Genomic DNA, 17603 nt, shown 5'->3' on the forward strand with positions numbered 1-17603 from the left:
TGAAGTGTGACAGGTTGTATTCGCATTGAGCGGCCAGACCCGACGATGCTGAAGCCGCCGGCCACCATGGCATCCACTCCACTCTGCCGGCCGGCCAAGGGCAGCGCCGGAGCCGTCGGCTTGGCCGACGGCAACGCGGCCCTTATCGGCAGGCCTTTACTGGCAGGCCAGGCATTCCTCGTAATCGGTCTGCGACTGCAGTTCGATGACCGGGGCGTCGGCGGTGTTGTCGGCTTCGACCCCGCCGGCAAACCCGGCGCGCTGCACCGATTTCGAGCGCAGGTAATAGAGCGACTTGATGCCCTTTTCCCACGCCTGATAGTGCAGCATGAGCAAGTCCCACTTGTCGACATCGGCGGGGATATAAAGGTTCAGCGACTGCGCCTGATCGATATAGGGCGTGCGGTCGGCGGCAAATTCAAGCAGCCAGCGCTGATCGATTTCAAAGCTGGTCTTGTAGACCGCCTTTTCCTCAGGGGTCAGGAAATCAAGGTGCTGCACCGAGCCGCCGCGTTCGAGAATCGAATTCCACACATTGGTGGAATCCTTCGATTTCGCCTGCAGCAGCTTTTCGAGGTAGGGATTTTTGACCACGAACGAGCCCGACAGCGTCTTGTGCGTATAGATATTGGCCGGGATCGGCTCGATGCACGCCGATGTCCCGCCGCAAATGATCGAGATCGACGCGGTCGGCGCAATCGCCATCTTGCACGAAAAACGCTGCATCACGCCCATGTCGGCGGCATCGGGGCAAGGCCCGCGTTCCTGCGCCAGCAACAGCGAGGCTTCGTCGGCGCGCGAGGCGACATGGCGAAACATCTTGAGGTTCCACGCCTTGGCCATCGCGCTTTCGAAAGCGATGCCCTTTTTCTGCAGAAACGAGTGAAAGCCCATCACCCCCATCCCGACCGAGCGTTCGCGCGCGGCGGAATACTTGGCGCGAGCCATTTCATCGGGCGCGCGCTCGATGAAATCCTGCAGCACGTTGTCGAGAAAGCGCAGGACATCGCCGACGAAGTGCTTGTCTTCGTGCCATTCGTCCCAGGTTTCGAGATTGAGCGAAGACAGGCAGCACACCGCCGTACGGTCGTTGCCGAGATGATCGCGCCCGGTCGGCAGCGTGATTTCCGAACACAGGTTCGACGTCGAAACCTTGAGCCCGAGATCGCGGTGATGCTTGGGCATCGTGCGGTTCACCGTGTCGGAAAACACGATATAGGGCTCGCCTGTCGCAAGCCGCACTTCGACCAGTTTCTGGAACAGGCTGCGCGCATCGACTTTGCCCCGGACAGCGCCGTCCTTGGGGCTTTTCAGTTCGAATTCGCGCCCGTCGCGCACCGCTTCCATGAAGTCGTCGGTCAGCAGCACGCCATGATGGAGATTGAGCGCCTTGCGGTTGAAATCGCCGCTGGGCTTGCGGATTTCGAGGAATTCCTCGATTTCCGGGTGCGACACGTCGAGATAGCACGCCGCCGACCCGCGCCGCAGCGAGCCTTGCGAAATCGCCAGAGTCAGGCTGTCCATGACGCGGACAAACGGGATGATCCCGCTGGTCTTGCCATTGAGCCCGACGCTTTCGCCGATGCCGCGCACTTTGCCCCAATACGTGCCGATGCCGCCGCCGCGCGCGGCCAGCCAGACGTTCTCGTTCCAGGTCGCGACGATGCCTTCGAGGCTGTCTTCGACCGAATTGAGATAGCACGAGATCGGCAAGCCGCGCCCGGTGCCGCCGTTGGACAGCACGGGCGTCGCCGGCATGAACCACAGGCGCGAGATGTAATCATAGAGGCGCTGCGCGTGCCCGGCGTCATCGGCATAGGCAACGGCAACGCGGGCGAACAGATCCTGATAGGTTTCGCCGGGCAGGAGATAGCGATCGTCGAGCGTGACTTTGCCGAACTCGGTCAGCAGTGCATCGCGCGACGGATCGGTGCGGACATCGAACCGGCGTGCATGGACGGCCTTGGAATCGCTGTCGTCGCGGATCGGCTTTGCCGCAGCCGCCGCGTTGGCAATAGCGGCAACCAGTGCCTCGCTGCCATGATCTTGCGCCGTCATGCCAACCGCCTTTTCCGCGCCCGGTCCATCGTTGCCGTCGAGAGCAGCCTCGCCATCCGTCACCGCGCCGTCACCAGTCCTGAAATCCACGCCACAATCCTCGAATTTTCCGGCGCCGGGGCCCGCCCACGCGGGCACGCCCCAAAAGCCGACCATCATCGCCTGCCGACGGCCGACAACACGCCGACCCACCCCAACCACGCCCGCCCCGGTGCCGAACATTCGCCCGGCGACATCGCCGGGAGCATCGACATCCGACTCACGTCCTTGCCCGAATGTAGCATCACCCGGAACAAACCATGAATCAATTTGCGCACTTCCGAGCCGCCAAAACCCAGGCCGACGAAAATCCGCAGCATCGGCAAAGAGATGCCGACACCGTGTCATGCCTCCAAGCGAGGCAAGCCGTCTGCAACTAGGTCTTGAGGTTCCCGGTCTGTGCAACCACAACCTATAGTGCCGGAACGGGTGTCAGAGGCAAGAGGGTAAACCCCTCATCGGCGATTCGGTTCGTCGCACGCACGATTCGTTTCATCGTGATGACAGCCGTTGTGCAATGCAGCGACGCGTGGACCAAGCGGCACTTCAAGCACCAATCTGAGGCGGTCGAATATATTTCTGGGCAACCTCACGATCTTGTGGACAACGAGGCTGTCCAGACCCACCTCGCGGCTTATCCACACTCGCCAGCGCGCCTTCACAAAAGGGCGCCCGCGCGCAACCCAACGAGGGCATGAAGCCTGTGTTCAATCTTCTGTCGATGATCCTGAGCGGCCTTGTCATCGGCCTGTTCGCCAGGCTGTTCTATCCAGGCAGCGTGCCGATGGGTCTGGGCCATACGATCCTGCTCGGCATCGGCGGCTCGCTTGTGGCCGGACTTGCCGCAAGCTGGCGCGATGGCCGCCCCTGGGGCGAAGGATTCAGCCGGGCGGGCTGCATCGCCTCGGTCGTCGGGGCGATGCTGCTTATTTTCATCGGCAGGCATTTCTGAGGGCCGTCCGCGACCGCCCCCCCATCAATTCGGCACCAGACCCATCAATTCGGCACCAGAATCGTGTCGCGCGCAGCCGGATGCGTGGCCGGATAATCCTGATTGTAATGCAGCCCGCGGCTTTCGCGGCGGGCCTTGGCACTCTTCACGATCAGTTCGGCCGTCTGCAACAGGTTGCGCAGCTCGATCAGATCGGCCGTCACGCGGAAATTCCCGTAGTAGTCGTTGACTTCGTTCTTGAGCAGCTTGATCCGGTGCGAGGCGCGTTCGAGCCGCTTGTTGGTACGCACGATGCCGACATAGTTCCACATGAAGCGGCGCAGTTCGGTCCAGTTCTGCTTGATCACCACTTCCTCGTCGGAATCGGCGACGCGGCTTTCATCCCACGGACAGATTGCCGGCGACGCGGGGAAGTCATCCCAGCGTGCCAGAATGTCGCGCGCGGCGGCATCGCCGAACACGAAACATTCGAGCAGGCTGTTCGACGCCAGCCGGTTGGCCCCGTGCAGCCCACTTTCCGAACATTCGCCGACCGCATAGAGCCCGGGCAGGTCGGTCCGCCCGGCCAGATCGATCAACACCCCGCCGCACGTATAGTGCTGCGCCGGGACAACCGGGATCGGCTCGCGGGTCATGTCGATACCCAGCGCCAGAAGCCGTTCATAGATGTTGGGGAAATGGCCCCGGACAAAATCCGGATCCTTGTGGCTGATATCGAGATGGACAAAATCGAGCCCCAGCCGCTTGATCTCGTGGTCGATCGCGCGCGCAACGATGTCGCGCGGCGCCAATTCGGCGCGCGGGTCGAAACGGGGCATGAAACGCTCGCCCGTGGTCGGGAGGCGCAAATGCCCGCCTTCGCCGCGCACCGCCTCGGTGATCAGCAGGTTCTTGACGTCTAGGTTGTAGAGGCAGGTGGGATGGAATTGCATGAATTCCATGTTCGACACCCGCGCACCAGCCCGCCATGCCATGGCGATGCCATCGCCGGTCGCACCGCGTGGCGCGGTGCTGAACACATACGTGCGACCCGCCCCGCCGGTGGCCAGAATGGTCGACCGCGCGACGAAGGATTCGACTTTGCCGGTCTGCGCATCGAGCGCATAGACGCCCCAGACCTGACGCCCCCGAGCGGCCTGCCCATCGGCGCGATGCCGGTCGGTGATAAGGTCCACCGCAACCATGTCGGGGCGCAAGGTGATATTGGGATGCGCGCGCGCAGCCTTGATCAGCGCTTCCTGCACGGCAAAGCCGGTGGCATCGTCGACATGAACGATGCGGCGGTGTGAATGACCGCCTTCGCGGGTAAGATGGAGCGCGCCCGATTCCTCGTTGAACGGAACCCCGAGCCCGGCAAGGCGCCGAATCGCCTCGGGCGCATGTTCGACCACGAATTCGACCGTTTCGCGCCGGTTGAGCCCGGCGCCGGCGATCATCGTGTCGCGAATGTGATCCTCGAACGTGTCGCCTTCGTCGAGCACGGCGGCGATGCCGCCCTGGGCCCAGGCAGTCGAGCCTGCATCAAGCGCACCTTTGGCCAGGACCAGCACTTTGAGTCGTTCGGCAAGGACCAGCGCGGCGGTCAGCCCGGCTGCGCCAGATCCGATGATCAATACGTCGTGTTCCGTCAATTTGCTCTGGTCCCGGAAAAGATATGGTTCGTGTGTCCGTCGGCGCAATGCGCGGGGATGGGCATGGGAAACGGCTTTTTACACAAAGCGATGCGACAACAAAGGAAAACAGCGGAGGCTGCGACCAACGTCCCGGACAGATCGCTGCCATCGGCCGCGGAACGGCAAGCGATCGCCGACCGAATTATGGTTATCGCACTGCAAAGCAATGATTTCCATCGTCTTCGCACCCGCAGCGTGCTACGTTACACCCGATAGTAGCACTCGAATCTGGACTGGGTTATCGAATGCGAGTGGGTCGCCTGTCGTGCTTGTTCAATTCCCATAAAGCACTGCGGAAAAGCGTGGGATGGAATGGATTCCATTATCAGGGAATTTGCCGGTCTTGCGGCAAAAGTGTGCGCCGCACAACGGACGGCGGCTGGCGCAGCGTGCCTCCGCAGAATGCGGCGCATGCCGCTGATGAGGATTAAAATACTTTAGCTTTCGGCAGGTAGCCCGGACATCCGATCACCACCGGCCCCTTGCGCACTGGTCAAGGAAACAAACACGTCTTCCAGATCGGCTTCGCGCGTGGTGACATCGACGATACCCCAGCCGAGCCCCTGAACCAGCGCCATGATCTGGCCGGCGTTCGTCGTGTCCTTATCATAGGAAATCTCTATTTGTCGCTCGCCGGTCAGCGCGCTGCCGCGGAACAAGTCATGCTGCGGCGCAGCATCAATCGGCTGATCGAGCGTGAGCACAATCACTTTTTCGCGCGCCATGCCGACCAGTTCGCGCGTCGGCTTGTTGGCGATGAGCCGACCATGATTGATGATCGCGATACGATCGCAAAGCTCTTCGGCTTCTTCGAGATAATGCGTGGTCAGCACCACGGTCACCCCGCCCGCGTTGAGTTCGCGCACCAGATCCCAAAGCTGCCGGCGCAATTCGACATCGACGCCTGCGGTCGGTTCATCGAGCACCAGGACCGGCGGCGTGTGCACCATCGCCTTGGCGATCAGCAGACGGCGGCGCATCCCGCCCGACAGCGAACGCGCATAGGCATGCGCCTTGTCGCCCAGATGCACCGCTTCGAGCAATTCCATCGAGCGCCGCTGCGCCTTGGGCACGCCATAGAGCCCGGCCTGCATTTCCAGCACTTCGAGCGGCGTGAAAAACGGATCGAACACCACTTCTTGCGGCACGATACCGATCGAGGCCTTGGCATTGCGGCGATCACGATCGATGTCGTGCCCCCAGATCTCGATCGCACCCGACGTCTTCATCACCAGCCCGGCCAGCGTGTTGATCAGCGTCGACTTGCCCGCGCCATTGGGGCCAAGCAACCCGAACACTTGCCCGCGGGGCACGTCGAAACTGACCCCCGACAAGGCGAGCTTGCCCTCTCCTTTGCCGGCGGGAGCATAACGCTTGACGAGGTCGCGGATGCGGATGGCGGGAATCTGTTCCATGCGCCATCCCTGCCGTGCGCGGCAGACAAGGTAAAGGGGGCTCGCCGCGTAAAGAGGGTGGATCTCCTAAAGGAGGGGGCCGCAACGACTTGTCGCGGCGGCGGCCTTTTGCTACCCGGCGAGGCCATGAGCAACGCCCCCGAAACGACCCTCACGACCTCCACCCGAGTCTGCTGCGACGGCGCAGGCGACATCCGCTCGACGGGTGGATTCAAGGCCGCTGCGCTCGGTCACCCGCGCGTCTGGCTGGAAATCGACGAAAAGGGCTATGCCGAATGCGGCTATTGCGATCGTCGCTTCGTGCTCAAGGGCGGCCCGGCCGATCTGGAAAACGCGGCCTGACAGTAGCAAGCCGGGCAATCGCGGCCTATATGCAGCGGCGATGACCGAAATCACCGACCCCCGCTCGCTGCTGTACCGCCCCGGCTTTCTCACGCCCGATGACGCCTTGCGCCTGACCGCCGGCGCGCTCGGCCAATGTGACGATGGCGAACTGTTCATGCAGTTCATTGCCAGCGAGAGCTTTGGCTTTGACGACGGGCGGCTCAAGACGGCGGACTATTCGCGCGACGCGGGCTTTGGCCTGCGCGGGGTTTCGGGCGAAATGACCGGCTTTGCCCATGCCAACGAAATTTCCGCCGCCGCGATCGCGCGTGCGGGCGAAACGCTGAAGCTGCTCGATCCGGCGCGCGGGGCCCCTGCCGCGCCGCCGCGCGCCAGCAACCGGCATCTCTATACCGATGCCTCGCCGCTCGACGCGGTGCCGTTCGAGGCCAAAGTGCGCCTGCTCGAATCGATCGATGCCGCCGCCCGCGCGCGCGATCCCCGCGTGGTGCAGGTCTCCGCCTCGCTCGCCGGCAGTTGGTCGGTCATCGAGATCGTGCGCGCCGACGGCTTTGTCGCGCATGACATCCGCCCGCTGGTGCGGCTCAATGTCGGGATCGTCGTCGAAAAGGACGGGCGGCGCGAAACCGGCAGCTTCGGCCTTGGCGGTCGGCGGCTTTATGACGACTTGTTCCTGCCCGAAACCTGGAACCGCGCAATCGACACCGCGCTGGCACAGGCGCTGGTCAATCTCGACTCCGTGGCCGCGCCCGCAGGCGAAATGACCGTGCTGGTCGGCCCCGGCTGGCCCGGCGTCTTGCTGCACGAAGCGGTCGGCCACGGCCTCGAAGGCGATTTCAACCGCAAGGGCACCAGCGCCTTTTCCGGTCGCCTCGGCCAGCGCGTGGCCGCGCCCGGGGTAACCGTGGTCGATGACGGCACATTGGGCAATGACGCGGGCGGCGGGCGGCGCGGATCGCTGTCGATCGACGACGAAGGCACCCCGACTCAGGAAAACGTGCTGATCGAGGACGGCATTCTCAAGGGCTATATGCAGGATCGGCTCAACGCCCGGCTGATGGGTGTGGCATCGACCGGCAACGGCCGTCGCGAAAACTATGCCCATGCGCCCATGCCGCGCATGACCAACACGTTCATGCGCGGCGGCAACGACGATCCAGCCGAGCTTTTGTCGCGGGTGAAGAACGGGATCTTTGCCAAATCGTTTGGCGGCGGCCAGGTCGACATCACCAGCGGCAAATTCGTGTTTACCTGCACCGAGGCCTACGCCGTCGAAAACGGCAGGATCGGCGCCCCGATCAAGGGTGCGACGCTGATCGGCGACGGCCCGACCGTGTTGAACCGCGTGATCGGCATCGGCAACGACATGGCGATCGATGAAGGCGTCGGGATCTGCGGCAAAGGCGGCCAGAGCGTACCGGCCGGCGTTGGGCAGCCGACCTTGCTGATCGACGGGTTGACCGTCGGCGGCACGGGATAGCGAGTCAGCCGCCGTTCAGGCAGGCCAAGCCATCTTTGCGAGCGACCTGATGCGCGAAGACCGGCCACGAAGGATGCGACAGCGATGATTCGGACTGGACACAAGCTGGCCCTCGCTTGCGCCGGGGCTCTTGCCATTCTGGCGGGTGCGGCGGTGGCCGATGCCAAGCCGAAGCTGACCGGCGAACAGCAACTGACCGAAATGCTGAAAGATCGGGTGCCCGGAAAGCCGGTCGATTGCATCGACATGCCGATGGTCGGCTCGTCCACCGTGATCGACAAGACCGCCATCGTCTATCAGTCGGGCAGCACGTATTATGTGCAACGCCCGCGCATCGGGGCCGAATCGCTCGATAGCGACGATGTGCTCGTCACCCGGCTGACCGGTTCGCAGCTGTGCAGCATCGACACCGTGCAATTGCACGATCGCTCCAGCGGATTCTGGCGCGGGTTCGTCGGGCTCGACAAATTTGTGCCCTATACCCGCCCGGCCAAGGCCAGCGCGCCGAAGTAACGGGCCACTTGGCAGCATTGGGCGTTTTGTCTAGGCACAGTCCATGACTTTGCGCCCCATGACCTTGCGCCCCATGACCTTGCGTCTCGCCACTGCCGACGACATCGAAGCCCTGGCCGATCTGGGCCGCCGCGCCTTTGTCGCAAAGTTCGGCGATCTCTATTCCGCAGCCAATCTCGCGGCCTTCCTTGCCGAAAGCCACACGCCCGAAAAAGTCGCGCGCGAACTGGCCGATCCCGGCATGGCCATCGCGGTGATCGAAGAGCCCGGAGATCCAACGGGGAAGACCATCGGCGCGTTTTGCAAGATCACGTATGCCAGCACCCTGCCGCGCCACAGCGACGCGCTTGCCCCGTTCGAGCTGAAACAGCTCTATACCGATCCCGACCTTGTCGGGCGCGGGATGGGCGCGCGACTGATGGATTGGGCGCTGGATCAGGCGCGCAAGGCGGGCGCCGATGAATTGCAATTGTCGGTCTATGCCGACAACCCGGATGCACAACGCTTCTATGCCCGCTATGGCCTTGAAAAGATCGCCGACATCACCTTCCGCGTCGGCGACCACATTGATCCCGAAATTCTGATGGCCGTCCGGCTATAGCGCAGAGGCGACCAGCGCGGGGCCGCGATGACGTCGAATGACCGATTGGGAAGAGCACCGCATGACCATGCCAACGTTCGTTCGTCGCCTTGTCTGGATCGCCGCGCTGGGCGCGACGATCGGGGGGACGGGTCTATCGGGCCCGGCGACGCCGGCTTTTGCCGAGCCCGCCCAACTCGATCTCGCGCGCTATCGCGGCAAAGTCGTCTATGTCGATTTCTGGGCATCGTGGTGCGGCCCATGCAAGCAGGCTTTTCCTTATATGGCAAAGCTTTCGCGACAATATCGCCCGCAAGACCTCGTCATCATCACGATCAACGAGGAACGTCAGCGCGCGCCCGGCGAAGCCTTCCTGCGTCAGGTCCAATCGAAACTGCCCGTCGTCTGGGACAGCGAGGGAACGCTTGCGAAGACCTGGCAAGTCAATGAATTGCCCATGACGATGCTGTTCGATCGCCAGGGCAAGCCGCGATTTCGGCACACGGGATTTCTTTCCGACAAGACCGCCGAATACAGCGCGCAGGTTGACGCATTGGTCAAGGAACACTGACCGCTTTTCCTGGACGACCGACAACGTTTGCTGACCCCGGACGGTAACGTAATGGAAAGAACACTTGATTTACAGTAACATTGGAATGCCGAACTGTCGGCCAAGCCGGATCGCATCCGGTTGCGACGGAAAGGGTGGCGGTTTTGTCAATGAACGGCGAAGAGCAGGATCGTCCGGACGCATCGGGGCTTCCCGAGGCGAATGATCCGGCACGCTCCGATTCCGAACTGCCTTCGGGTATCGAACAGCGGGCAGCCCCGCGCTTTACCCTGCTGCTGCGTGTGGCCAAACTGGTGGTCGATGACCGCGAGCAGTTCTGCGTCATCCGCGATGCGTCGACAACGGGGCTGAAAGTCAGACTGTTCGGGCCTTTGCCGCAACATGCCGAGCTGGCGGTGGAACTGGCCAATGGCGACCGTCACCGCGCCGAATGCGTCTGGACTGCGGGTGATCACGCAGGCTTGCGCTTTCTCGAACCGATCCTGCTCGAACGCCTGCTCGATGAAGCGAAGGGATCGGGCCAGCGCCGTCAGGTGCGGCTGCGAATCACGCTCGACGGCATGCTGCACGCAAGCAGAGAGGCCGTCGCGATCACGATTCGCGACATATCGCAGCAAGGCGCTGCGCTCGACAGCGAGAAATGGCTGTTGATCAATGAGCTGGTGAAGATCGAAACGGCGATCCTGCCCCCGGTCTATGCCAAAGTGCGCTGGCGCGATCATCCGCACTATGGCGTTATTTTTGAACAGACTTTTCATCTGGAAGAGCTGGCCCACCGCTGCGCCGGCCTGCCCGCACCGCAAACCGGTGCGCACAACCCGCCTCATCAGGCTTCACGCGGCCACGGCACAACCGGCAAGAATTGACCGCCGACTTTGCCGAAAACGGCGAACAATCGCCGCCTCCCGTTGCGCTGTTAACTTTCCTTTATCCAATTTCGTTCACCTCAGTTCCCAAGACAAATCGCGAGTCAAGGGGCTAGGGATGGCGATCGAATTCGACACGCAGGCAGGCAACGGCGCTGCTGACACGCAATACGATGTTGACGTGGCGATCATCGGCGCGGGTCCTGCCGGGCTGACCGCAGGGTATCTGCTGTCGCGCCAGGGCTACAAAGTCGCGATCATCGAAAAAGACGAACATTACGTGGGCGGCATCAGCCGTACTGTCGAACACGAAGGCTATCGCTTCGACATCGGCGGCCACCGGTTCTTTTCCAAATCGCAACAAGTTGTCGATTTGTGGAACGAAATACTGCCCGACGATTTCATCCAGCGTCCGCGCATGAGCCGGATCTATTACGAGGGAAAATTCTACTCGTATCCGCTGCGCGCCTTCGAAGCGCTGGGCAATCTCGGCATTCTGCGCTCGACTGCCTGCATGATGAGCTATGCCTGGTCGCGCCTGTTCCCGATTCGCGAAGTGAAAAGCTTTGAAGACTGGACCAGCAACCAGTTCGGCAAAAAGCTCTATTCGATCTTCTTCAAGACTTATACCGAGAAGGTCTGGGGCATGCCCTGCGATGAAATGAGCGCCGACTGGGCCGCCCAGCGCATCAAGGGCCTGTCGCTCGGCGCGGCAGTGCTCGATGGGTTCAAGCGCAGCCTGGGGCTCAACAAGCGCCCCAACAACGGCATGGCGACCAAGACCCTGCTCGAAACGTTCCGCTATCCGCGCCTCGGGCCGGGCATGATGTGGGATGCCGCGCGCGATCGTATCGTCGAAGCCGGCGGGCTGGTGCTGATGGGCCAGGCGCTCAAGCAACTGGCGAGCGACGGCCGGGGCGGCTGGCGCATGACCTCGACTCGCGCCGACGGCACCGAAACGGTGATCAGCGCAGCCCATGCGATCAGCTCTGCGCCGATGCGCGAACTGGCCGCGCGGCTTCATCCGCTGCCCAAATCGACGCTCGAAGCGAGCAAACTGCGCTATCGCGACTTCCTGACCGTGGCGCTCAAGATCCGCTCGGAAGATCTGTTCCCCGACAACTGGATCTATATCCACGATAGCAAGGTCCGTGTCGGCCGCATCCAGAATTTCCGCTCGTGGTCGCCCGAGATGGTGCCCGATTCCGATGTCGCCTGCGTCGGCCTCGAATACTTCTGCTTCGAAGGCGATGATCTGTGGGCGTCGAGCGACGATGCGCTGATCGAACTGGCCACGAAGGAAATGGCGACGCTCGGCCTCGTCAAGCCGGAGCAGGTCATCGGCGGCGCGGTGGTGCGTCAGGAAAAGGCCTATCCGGTCTACGACGACGAATATGCCGCCAACGTCGATGCGATGCGCAAGGAACTGGAAGAAACCAGCCCGACGCTGCATCTGGTCGGACGCAACGGCATGCATCGCTACAACAACCAGGACCACGCCATGATGACCGCGATGCTGACGGTCGAAAACATCATCGCCGGTTCGCGCGTCTATGACATCTGGTGCGTCAACGAAGACGCCGAATACCATGAAGCAGGTGCCGAAGGCGATGCCAAGGCCCTGCCCGCCCGCCCCGGCCACCGTGATGTCAGCGCCGACCAGCAAGCCGCGCTCGACTCGGTACGCCAGGTTCCGGAACGCGTTGCCAAGACCGGTCGCAAGGCGGCCTGAAGCCTTTGACGGACACGCCGGCTCAGTTGCAGCCGGCGTGCGCCGTTGCGGGCGAATTTCTTGGTTTGACTCGCCCCGAGCCGATCGGGGCTGCGCAGGACATGGCATTCCGCTGATGGTCGATCTCTCGCTCAAATTTGCATCAGACACACCGCGCGTCGGACTGGCCGGTGTCACCGCCGCCGGTAAAGGCGCATGGCAGGTGCGCGTGATGATCATGTGGCTGGTGATGGCGACATTGCTGCTGATGATCGATGCGCCGATCATATCCGCCCGACGCTTTGGCGACCCGGACGATGCGCTGCGCCTGATGGAAGTGCGCGATCTGCTGGCCGGGCAAGGCTGGTTCGACTTGCACCAGTATCGCGTTGCCGCGCCCGAAGGCGTGCTGATGCACTGGTCGCGGCTGGTCGATATCCCGCTTGCCGGCATGATCCTGATCTTGCGACCGATGCTGGGTCAGCCAATGGCCGAACTGGTCACCATGGTTGCCGTCCCCTTGTTGACTCTGCTGGCCACGCTGATGCTGGTCGGGCGACTGGCCGCGAAATTCTTTGATAACGAAACCGTCGGCATCGCCTGCCTGGTCACCGCAGTCGGCACGCCCCTGCTCCTCCAGATGGTGCCGATGCGCATCGATCACCACGGCTGGCAAATCGTGCTGGCGCTGGCGGCGCTCAACGGGCTGGCCGCGCGCGATGCGTTGCGTGGCGGGCTGGCGGTTGGTGCAGCGCTTGCCGCATCACTGGCAATTTCGATTGAAGGCCTGCCGATCACTGCGGTGTTTCTGGGCGTGCTGGCCTTGCGCGGATTGACGACAACACGCGGCTATGTCGGCCTTGCCGCCGCGAGCGCCGCGCTGGCGCTGGTCAGCAGCGCGATTTTCCTTGGGACGCGCGGGATCGGCGATTTTGGCACGTATTGTGACCAGATTTCGCCCATCCATCTTGCGCTGTTTGGTCTGGTTGCAATGGCCAGTGCGGGGTTGGCCGCGCTGGCGCCACGACGCTGGCCCGTGGCGTTGGGGGCTCTGGGCGCTACCGCTGTGGCGACTTTGGCGCTCTACCTCACGGCGGCGCCGCAGTGCCGGGGCGGGGCGTTTGTCGCGCTCGATCCGATGATGCGGAAATACTGGTACGAAAACATCGCCGAAGGCATGCCGTTCTGGCACTCGCCGCTACCCGCTGCGGTCGAGCTGGTAGGCGTGCCGCTGGTCGGTCTGTTCTGCATCGTGCTGCTGTGGCGCGACGCGAAAAGCGCAGAGGAACGGGCATGGTGGCGCGATCATGGGCTGGTGCTGACAGGCGCCCTGTTGATCGGGGTGATGTTGGCACGCGCATCGGCAACGGCTTGCGGCATTGCCGCCGTGCCGACTGCTGCAGTGATCCTGCGCCTGATCGCGTCCGTGCGCAATGTGCCGCCGATGCGCAGGATTGCAGCCTATCTCGGCATTCTGGCGCTGCTGATGCCGCCGATGCCGGTGATGGCCGTGGCCAGGCTGGCTGCGCTTTTCACACGCCACGCCACCTATTCGGGGATGCCGACGCCGACGTCATGCCGCTATGACGTGGCCGCACGTGCACTCAACGCGCTGCCGGCAACCGACATGTTCCTGCCGCTCGACATCGGCCCCGATATTCTGGTGCGCACGCATCAGCGCGCGGTCGCAACCGGCCATCATCGGGGCGCAGCGGGGATGCACGATGTGATGGCCGCGTTCCTCGCCAAGCCGGATGAAGCCCGCGCGATCATACAGCGGCGTCACGCCACGCTGATCGCGGTATGCCCCGACACGGCAGAACCGGCCAATTACAAGTATTACGCCCCCAACGGCCTGATGGCGCAACTGCTGCGCGGCCAGACGCCACGCTGGCTCGAACCGGTCAACCTGGCTCCCGGCAGCCACATGCTGTTTTGGCGGATAAAAATGCAGTAGAATCAATAATTTTCAGTGCAAATCAGTCTTCACAGGGCGCGACGTCGACGGAGACTGCGAGCCGCTGCCCCGCGCCGCCATGGAACACCCCGTCGAGCGGAGCGACATCGGCATAGTCGCGGCCCATCGCGGTAAAGATATGATCCGACCGCGCCAGCGTATCGTTGGTCGGATCGAACCCGACCCAGCCCAGTTCTTCGCCGCACCACAAAGTGGCCCAGGCATGGGTGGCATCCGCCCCGATCAGCCGCGGCTGGCCCGGCGGGGGGATCGTGCGCAAATATCCGCTGACATAGGCGGCGGGAATGCCGTGCGCGCGCGCCGCCACGATCATCACATGCGCAAAATCCTGGCACACCCCATGGCGCGCCTGAAACGCCTGATCGGGCAAAGTCTCGCTGGTCGTGGCATCGCCATCATATGTGAATTCATCGTAGATCGCGCGCATCAGCGCGCATGCCGCCGCCAGCGCGCCCTGCGCCGAAGGGAAAAAACGCGCGGCCCAGGCGGCAATCTCGGGCGAGTTCGGCGCCATCGGCGAAGGATAGAGATAGCTTGCCGGGCCCATCGCCGACAAATCGCGGCTGCGCGCGGCGCGGTCGCGCACTTGCGCCACGCTCGGCCCGGTCATCGCCGAGATCAGCGACGGTTCGGGCAGCGACGGTTCGGACACTTCGACGCGAAACCGGCTTTCTATCGCCAGGCGCGACAGGGGCTCGCGGATGATCAACCGGCTGCGATTGACGACAAACGGCCCGCAATCGTCCTGAACCGACCAGGGCACCGGATCGATCGTCAGCGCAAACCGCTCGAGCACTTGCCCCGGCCAGGGCGCAGGCCGCAGCCGCACATTGAACCGCGCCAGCCGCACCGGGCTGGCATAGGTAACCGTGGTCAGGTGGCGAACGTCGTAAAGCATGGTGATTTCAGGCCAGCAGGCTGCCGCCGGTCGTCGTCCGGCTCTTTTCGTATTGCAGGAAATAGCGCGCCGCAATCGTGTCCGACAGTGCCAGCAGGCGCGCCTCGGTCGCCCGGAGCAGGCCGGTGTCAAAGGCTTCGATCACGACCGAGCGCAAAGGCGCCTGCAAGGCGCGCGCCTCCAGCAACGGCGCTTCGGGCATCATGTCTTCGCCCAGGCTCGGCAGCGCGGCGATATGATCGCACAAGGCGTCGACCTGAAACACCAGGCTGCGCGGATTGTCGGGGTCGAGCAAGAGGAGATCGCACACCGGATCGCGGCTCGGCCCGGTCAAATAGCGCGCGCGATAGGTGATCTGGCTGTCCGACAGGTCGAGCAGCACGCCCAGCGCCTCGGGCGCTTCGCCCTCCCCCGCCAGTGTTGCCACCGTGTCGCAGATCCCCAGCGCCCGTTCCAGCCGCCGCCCGAGATCGATGAAGCGCCACGACGGCCCCCGATTGAAATTTTCCGCGAGCATCCCCGACAGCGCGCTCAACCGCTCGATCAATTCGCGCGTGACGCGCAGCAAGGCGCTCGGCCGATGCGAATCGAGCAATGGCAACGGCCGATTGACCAGCCGCCAGAAATCGGGCGTGATCCGGTCGCGCAGCGTCAGCCCGGTGGCGCGGAACCGCGAAAACAGCGTGCCCACCCCGCCCGGCAGCCGCGTTTCCGACAGCGCCGCCAGCACCGCCTGCGCCACCGGCAAGCGCGCCGTCGCCGGGCGAATCGCGTTCCATTCGACCAGCAGATCGAGCAGCGCCGCCACCGTTTCGGTGTTGCTGCCGACACCTGCGTCGACCTCGATCATGCTGCCCAGCACCGCACGGATCACGCGCAAGGTGATTTCGGCGCGTTCGACATAGCGGGCAAACCAGAACAGGTTGTCCGCCGCCTGGCTGGCAAGAATGCCGCCGCCGCGCCGCACTTTGGGAGTCTGCGCGATGCGCGTCTGTACCAAATTGGTCGGCGGCGCCTCATCGACAATGCACACGTCGGCCGACATGTCGCCTTCGCCCATCCAGCCGGTGTGCATCTCGTCCGATGAAGACAGCCGGGCAAAGCCGCCGGGCATGACCGTCCAGGCGCCGTCTGCGCCGCGCGCGACAAAGGCGCGCAAGGTAAAGGCGCGCGGCACGAAGCGTTCGTCGACGAGCGTCGGCGTGGTGGCCTGGGCGACGATTTCCTGCCCGCAATAATCGAGCGGGCGACGATCCATGGCCGCCAGCAGGGTTTCGCGATCGAGCCGCGACAGCGTCTGCCCCGACGAACCTTGCCCACCGGTCAGGCCTTCGACTTTGCGGCCAAAGGCAGAGCTTATGACCAGCTCGCCGATCCGGTCGCGCACGGCATCGGCCTGGCCGGGCTCGCCGCACCACCAGGTCGCGATATTGGGCAGGATCGGCGCTTCGTCGCGCAGCACTTCGCACAGGCGCGGCAGATAGGCGGCAAAGGCCGGTGCTTCGAGCACTTCGGCGCCGGGCGCATTGACCAGTTCGACCCCGCCGCGCAGCCAGGCTTCGAAGCCGTCAGGCACGCCGATCTCGCTGCGCGAATCAAACGCCAACGGATCGAGCGCATTGGTATCGATCCAGCGCCACAGCGCATCGATCCGCTTTGGCCCGGCGATCGTGCGGACATAGAGCCGATCGTCGCTGACCGTCAGATCGCGCCCTTCGACCAGCGGAAAGCCGAGATAGCGCGCAAGGTGCGCCTGTTCGGGATAGGACTGGTTGAGCCGTCCGGGGGTCAACAGCGCGATGCGCGGGCTTTCGCGCGAACAGGCGCGCGCCATGCCGCTGCGCAAGTCGGCAAAAAACTGCGCCAGACGCCGGACATGGCTGTCGCTGAGCAGCGCGCCGGTGCTGCGCGACAGGGCCAGCCGGTTTTCCAGCGCATAGCCGATGCCGTTGGCCAACCGCAGCCGGTCGGCAACCACGCGCCATTGCCCGCCCGGCCCGCAGACGAGGTCGGCCGCATAGACCGACAGCAGATTCCCCGGCCCACCACGCGCCGAACCTTCTTCCGCGCGTGTTTCGCGCGCGCCGATCAGGTTGCGGGCGAAAAAGCGGCTGCCGGCAACCAGCGCGGCGGGCAAATGGCCTTCGCTGATCAGCCGTTGCGGGCCATAGATGTCGTCAGTCACCGCCTCGATCAGCTCGGCCCGCTGCACGAGGCCGCGCTCGATCTCGTGCCATTGCGCCGCGCCGATCACCAGCGGCATCGGCGACAACGGCCAGGGCCGTTCCTCGGCATCGCCGGTCATGCGAAAGCTCAGGCCCAGATCCTGAATCTGCCGCGAGACCACTTCGGCGACCGGAATCCCCGCCTCATCGCGCAAAGTGGCGAGCCCTGCCGCCATGGCCTGCCACTTGGCGGCGATATCGGGCGAGGCAAGCCGATAGAGGTCGAGCGCATCGGCGCCGACCGGATAATCCTTCAGCCGCGCCCGGATCGGCACGGAAGTTGGCCTAGTTGCCAAGCG

Annotated in this window: 14 protein-coding genes; 9 read left to right on the forward strand and 5 right to left on the reverse strand. The window is 63.7% G+C overall.

Annotation, left to right across the window (positions count from 1 at the left end):
• Window positions 1-156: 156 nt before the first annotated feature.
• Entirely contained in the window at window positions 157-2148 is a 1992-nt protein-coding gene (locus AQZ50_RS17155; RefSeq protein WP_067748178.1) for a ribonucleoside-diphosphate reductase subunit alpha, read from the reverse strand.
• A 643-nt stretch (window positions 2149-2791) separates the two neighbouring features.
• Here AQZ50_RS17155 and AQZ50_RS17165 point away from each other — a divergent pair.
• Window positions 2792-3049 (forward strand): GlsB/YeaQ/YmgE family stress response membrane protein, encoded by a 258-nt coding sequence (locus AQZ50_RS17165; protein WP_369801436.1) that lies wholly within the window; start codon window positions 2792-2794, stop codon window positions 3047-3049.
• Between the two features lie 44 nt (window positions 3050-3093).
• Here the strand turns inward: AQZ50_RS17165 and nadB are convergent, their stop codons facing one another.
• Window positions 3094-4728: an L-aspartate oxidase gene (nadB, locus tag AQZ50_RS17170; RefSeq protein ID WP_067748124.1), complete on the reverse strand. Its 1635-nt coding sequence runs from the start codon at window positions 4726-4728 to the stop codon at window positions 3094-3096.
• Between the two features lie 431 nt (window positions 4729-5159).
• Complete coding sequence (locus tag AQZ50_RS17175) at window positions 5160-6137, reverse strand: ABC transporter ATP-binding protein (protein ID WP_067748126.1); 978 nt, start codon at window positions 6135-6137, stop codon at window positions 5160-5162.
• A gap of 126 nt (window positions 6138-6263) precedes the next feature.
• On the opposite strand from AQZ50_RS17175, the gene AQZ50_RS17180 reads away from it, so the two are divergent.
• The 8 genes from AQZ50_RS17180 (at window position 6264) to AQZ50_RS17215 (ending at window position 14160) form a co-directional block, all read left to right on the forward strand.
• Complete coding sequence (locus AQZ50_RS17180) at window positions 6264-6479, forward strand: zinc-finger domain-containing protein (RefSeq protein WP_067748128.1); 216 nt, start codon at window positions 6264-6266, stop codon at window positions 6477-6479.
• A 40-nt stretch (window positions 6480-6519) separates the two neighbouring features.
• A complete protein-coding gene (gene tldD, locus AQZ50_RS17185; protein WP_067748129.1) occupies window positions 6520-7962 on the forward strand; it encodes a metalloprotease TldD in 1443 nt (480 codons plus the stop codon).
• An 84-nt stretch (window positions 7963-8046) separates the two neighbouring features.
• Window positions 8047-8475: a hypothetical protein gene (locus tag AQZ50_RS17190; protein WP_067748131.1), complete on the forward strand. Its 429-nt coding sequence runs from the start codon at window positions 8047-8049 to the stop codon at window positions 8473-8475.
• A gap of 43 nt (window positions 8476-8518) precedes the next feature.
• Complete coding sequence (locus tag AQZ50_RS17195; RefSeq protein ID WP_369801437.1) at window positions 8519-9076, forward strand: GNAT family N-acetyltransferase; 558 nt, start codon at window positions 8519-8521, stop codon at window positions 9074-9076.
• Window positions 9077-9137: 61 nt separating this feature from the next.
• Entirely contained in the window at window positions 9138-9626 is a 489-nt protein-coding gene (locus tag AQZ50_RS17200) for a TlpA disulfide reductase family protein (RefSeq protein WP_067748133.1), read from the forward strand.
• Window positions 9627-9775: 149 nt separating this feature from the next.
• Window positions 9776-10492, forward strand: coding sequence for a PilZ domain-containing protein (locus AQZ50_RS17205; protein ID WP_082703749.1), 717 nt, complete (start codon window positions 9776-9778; stop codon window positions 10490-10492).
• Window positions 10493-10610: 118 nt separating this feature from the next.
• Window positions 10611-12224, forward strand: coding sequence for an NAD(P)/FAD-dependent oxidoreductase (locus AQZ50_RS17210; protein WP_067748135.1), 1614 nt, complete (start codon window positions 10611-10613; stop codon window positions 12222-12224).
• Between the two features lie 115 nt (window positions 12225-12339).
• Entirely contained in the window at window positions 12340-14160 is a 1821-nt protein-coding gene (locus tag AQZ50_RS17215) for a hypothetical protein (RefSeq protein WP_231730377.1), read from the forward strand.
• A gap of 22 nt (window positions 14161-14182) precedes the next feature.
• Here AQZ50_RS17215 and AQZ50_RS17220 read toward each other — a convergent pair whose 3' ends face one another.
• Both AQZ50_RS17220 and AQZ50_RS17225 read right to left on the reverse strand, forming a co-directional pair.
• Window positions 14183-15079 carry a transglutaminase family protein gene (locus AQZ50_RS17220; RefSeq protein ID WP_067748137.1) on the reverse strand — a complete coding sequence of 299 codons (897 nt, stop codon included), beginning with the start codon at window positions 15077-15079 and terminating at the stop codon, window positions 14183-14185.
• 7 nt (window positions 15080-15086) lie between these two features.
• Window positions 15087-17600: a circularly permuted type 2 ATP-grasp protein gene (locus AQZ50_RS17225; protein WP_067748138.1), complete on the reverse strand. Its 2514-nt coding sequence runs from the start codon at window positions 17598-17600 to the stop codon at window positions 15087-15089.
• Window positions 17601-17603: the final 3 nt, after the last annotated feature.

This window comes from Novosphingobium sp. Fuku2-ISO-50, from assembly GCF_001519055.1.
Lineage (GTDB): Bacteria > Pseudomonadota > Alphaproteobacteria > Sphingomonadales > Sphingomonadaceae > Novosphingobium.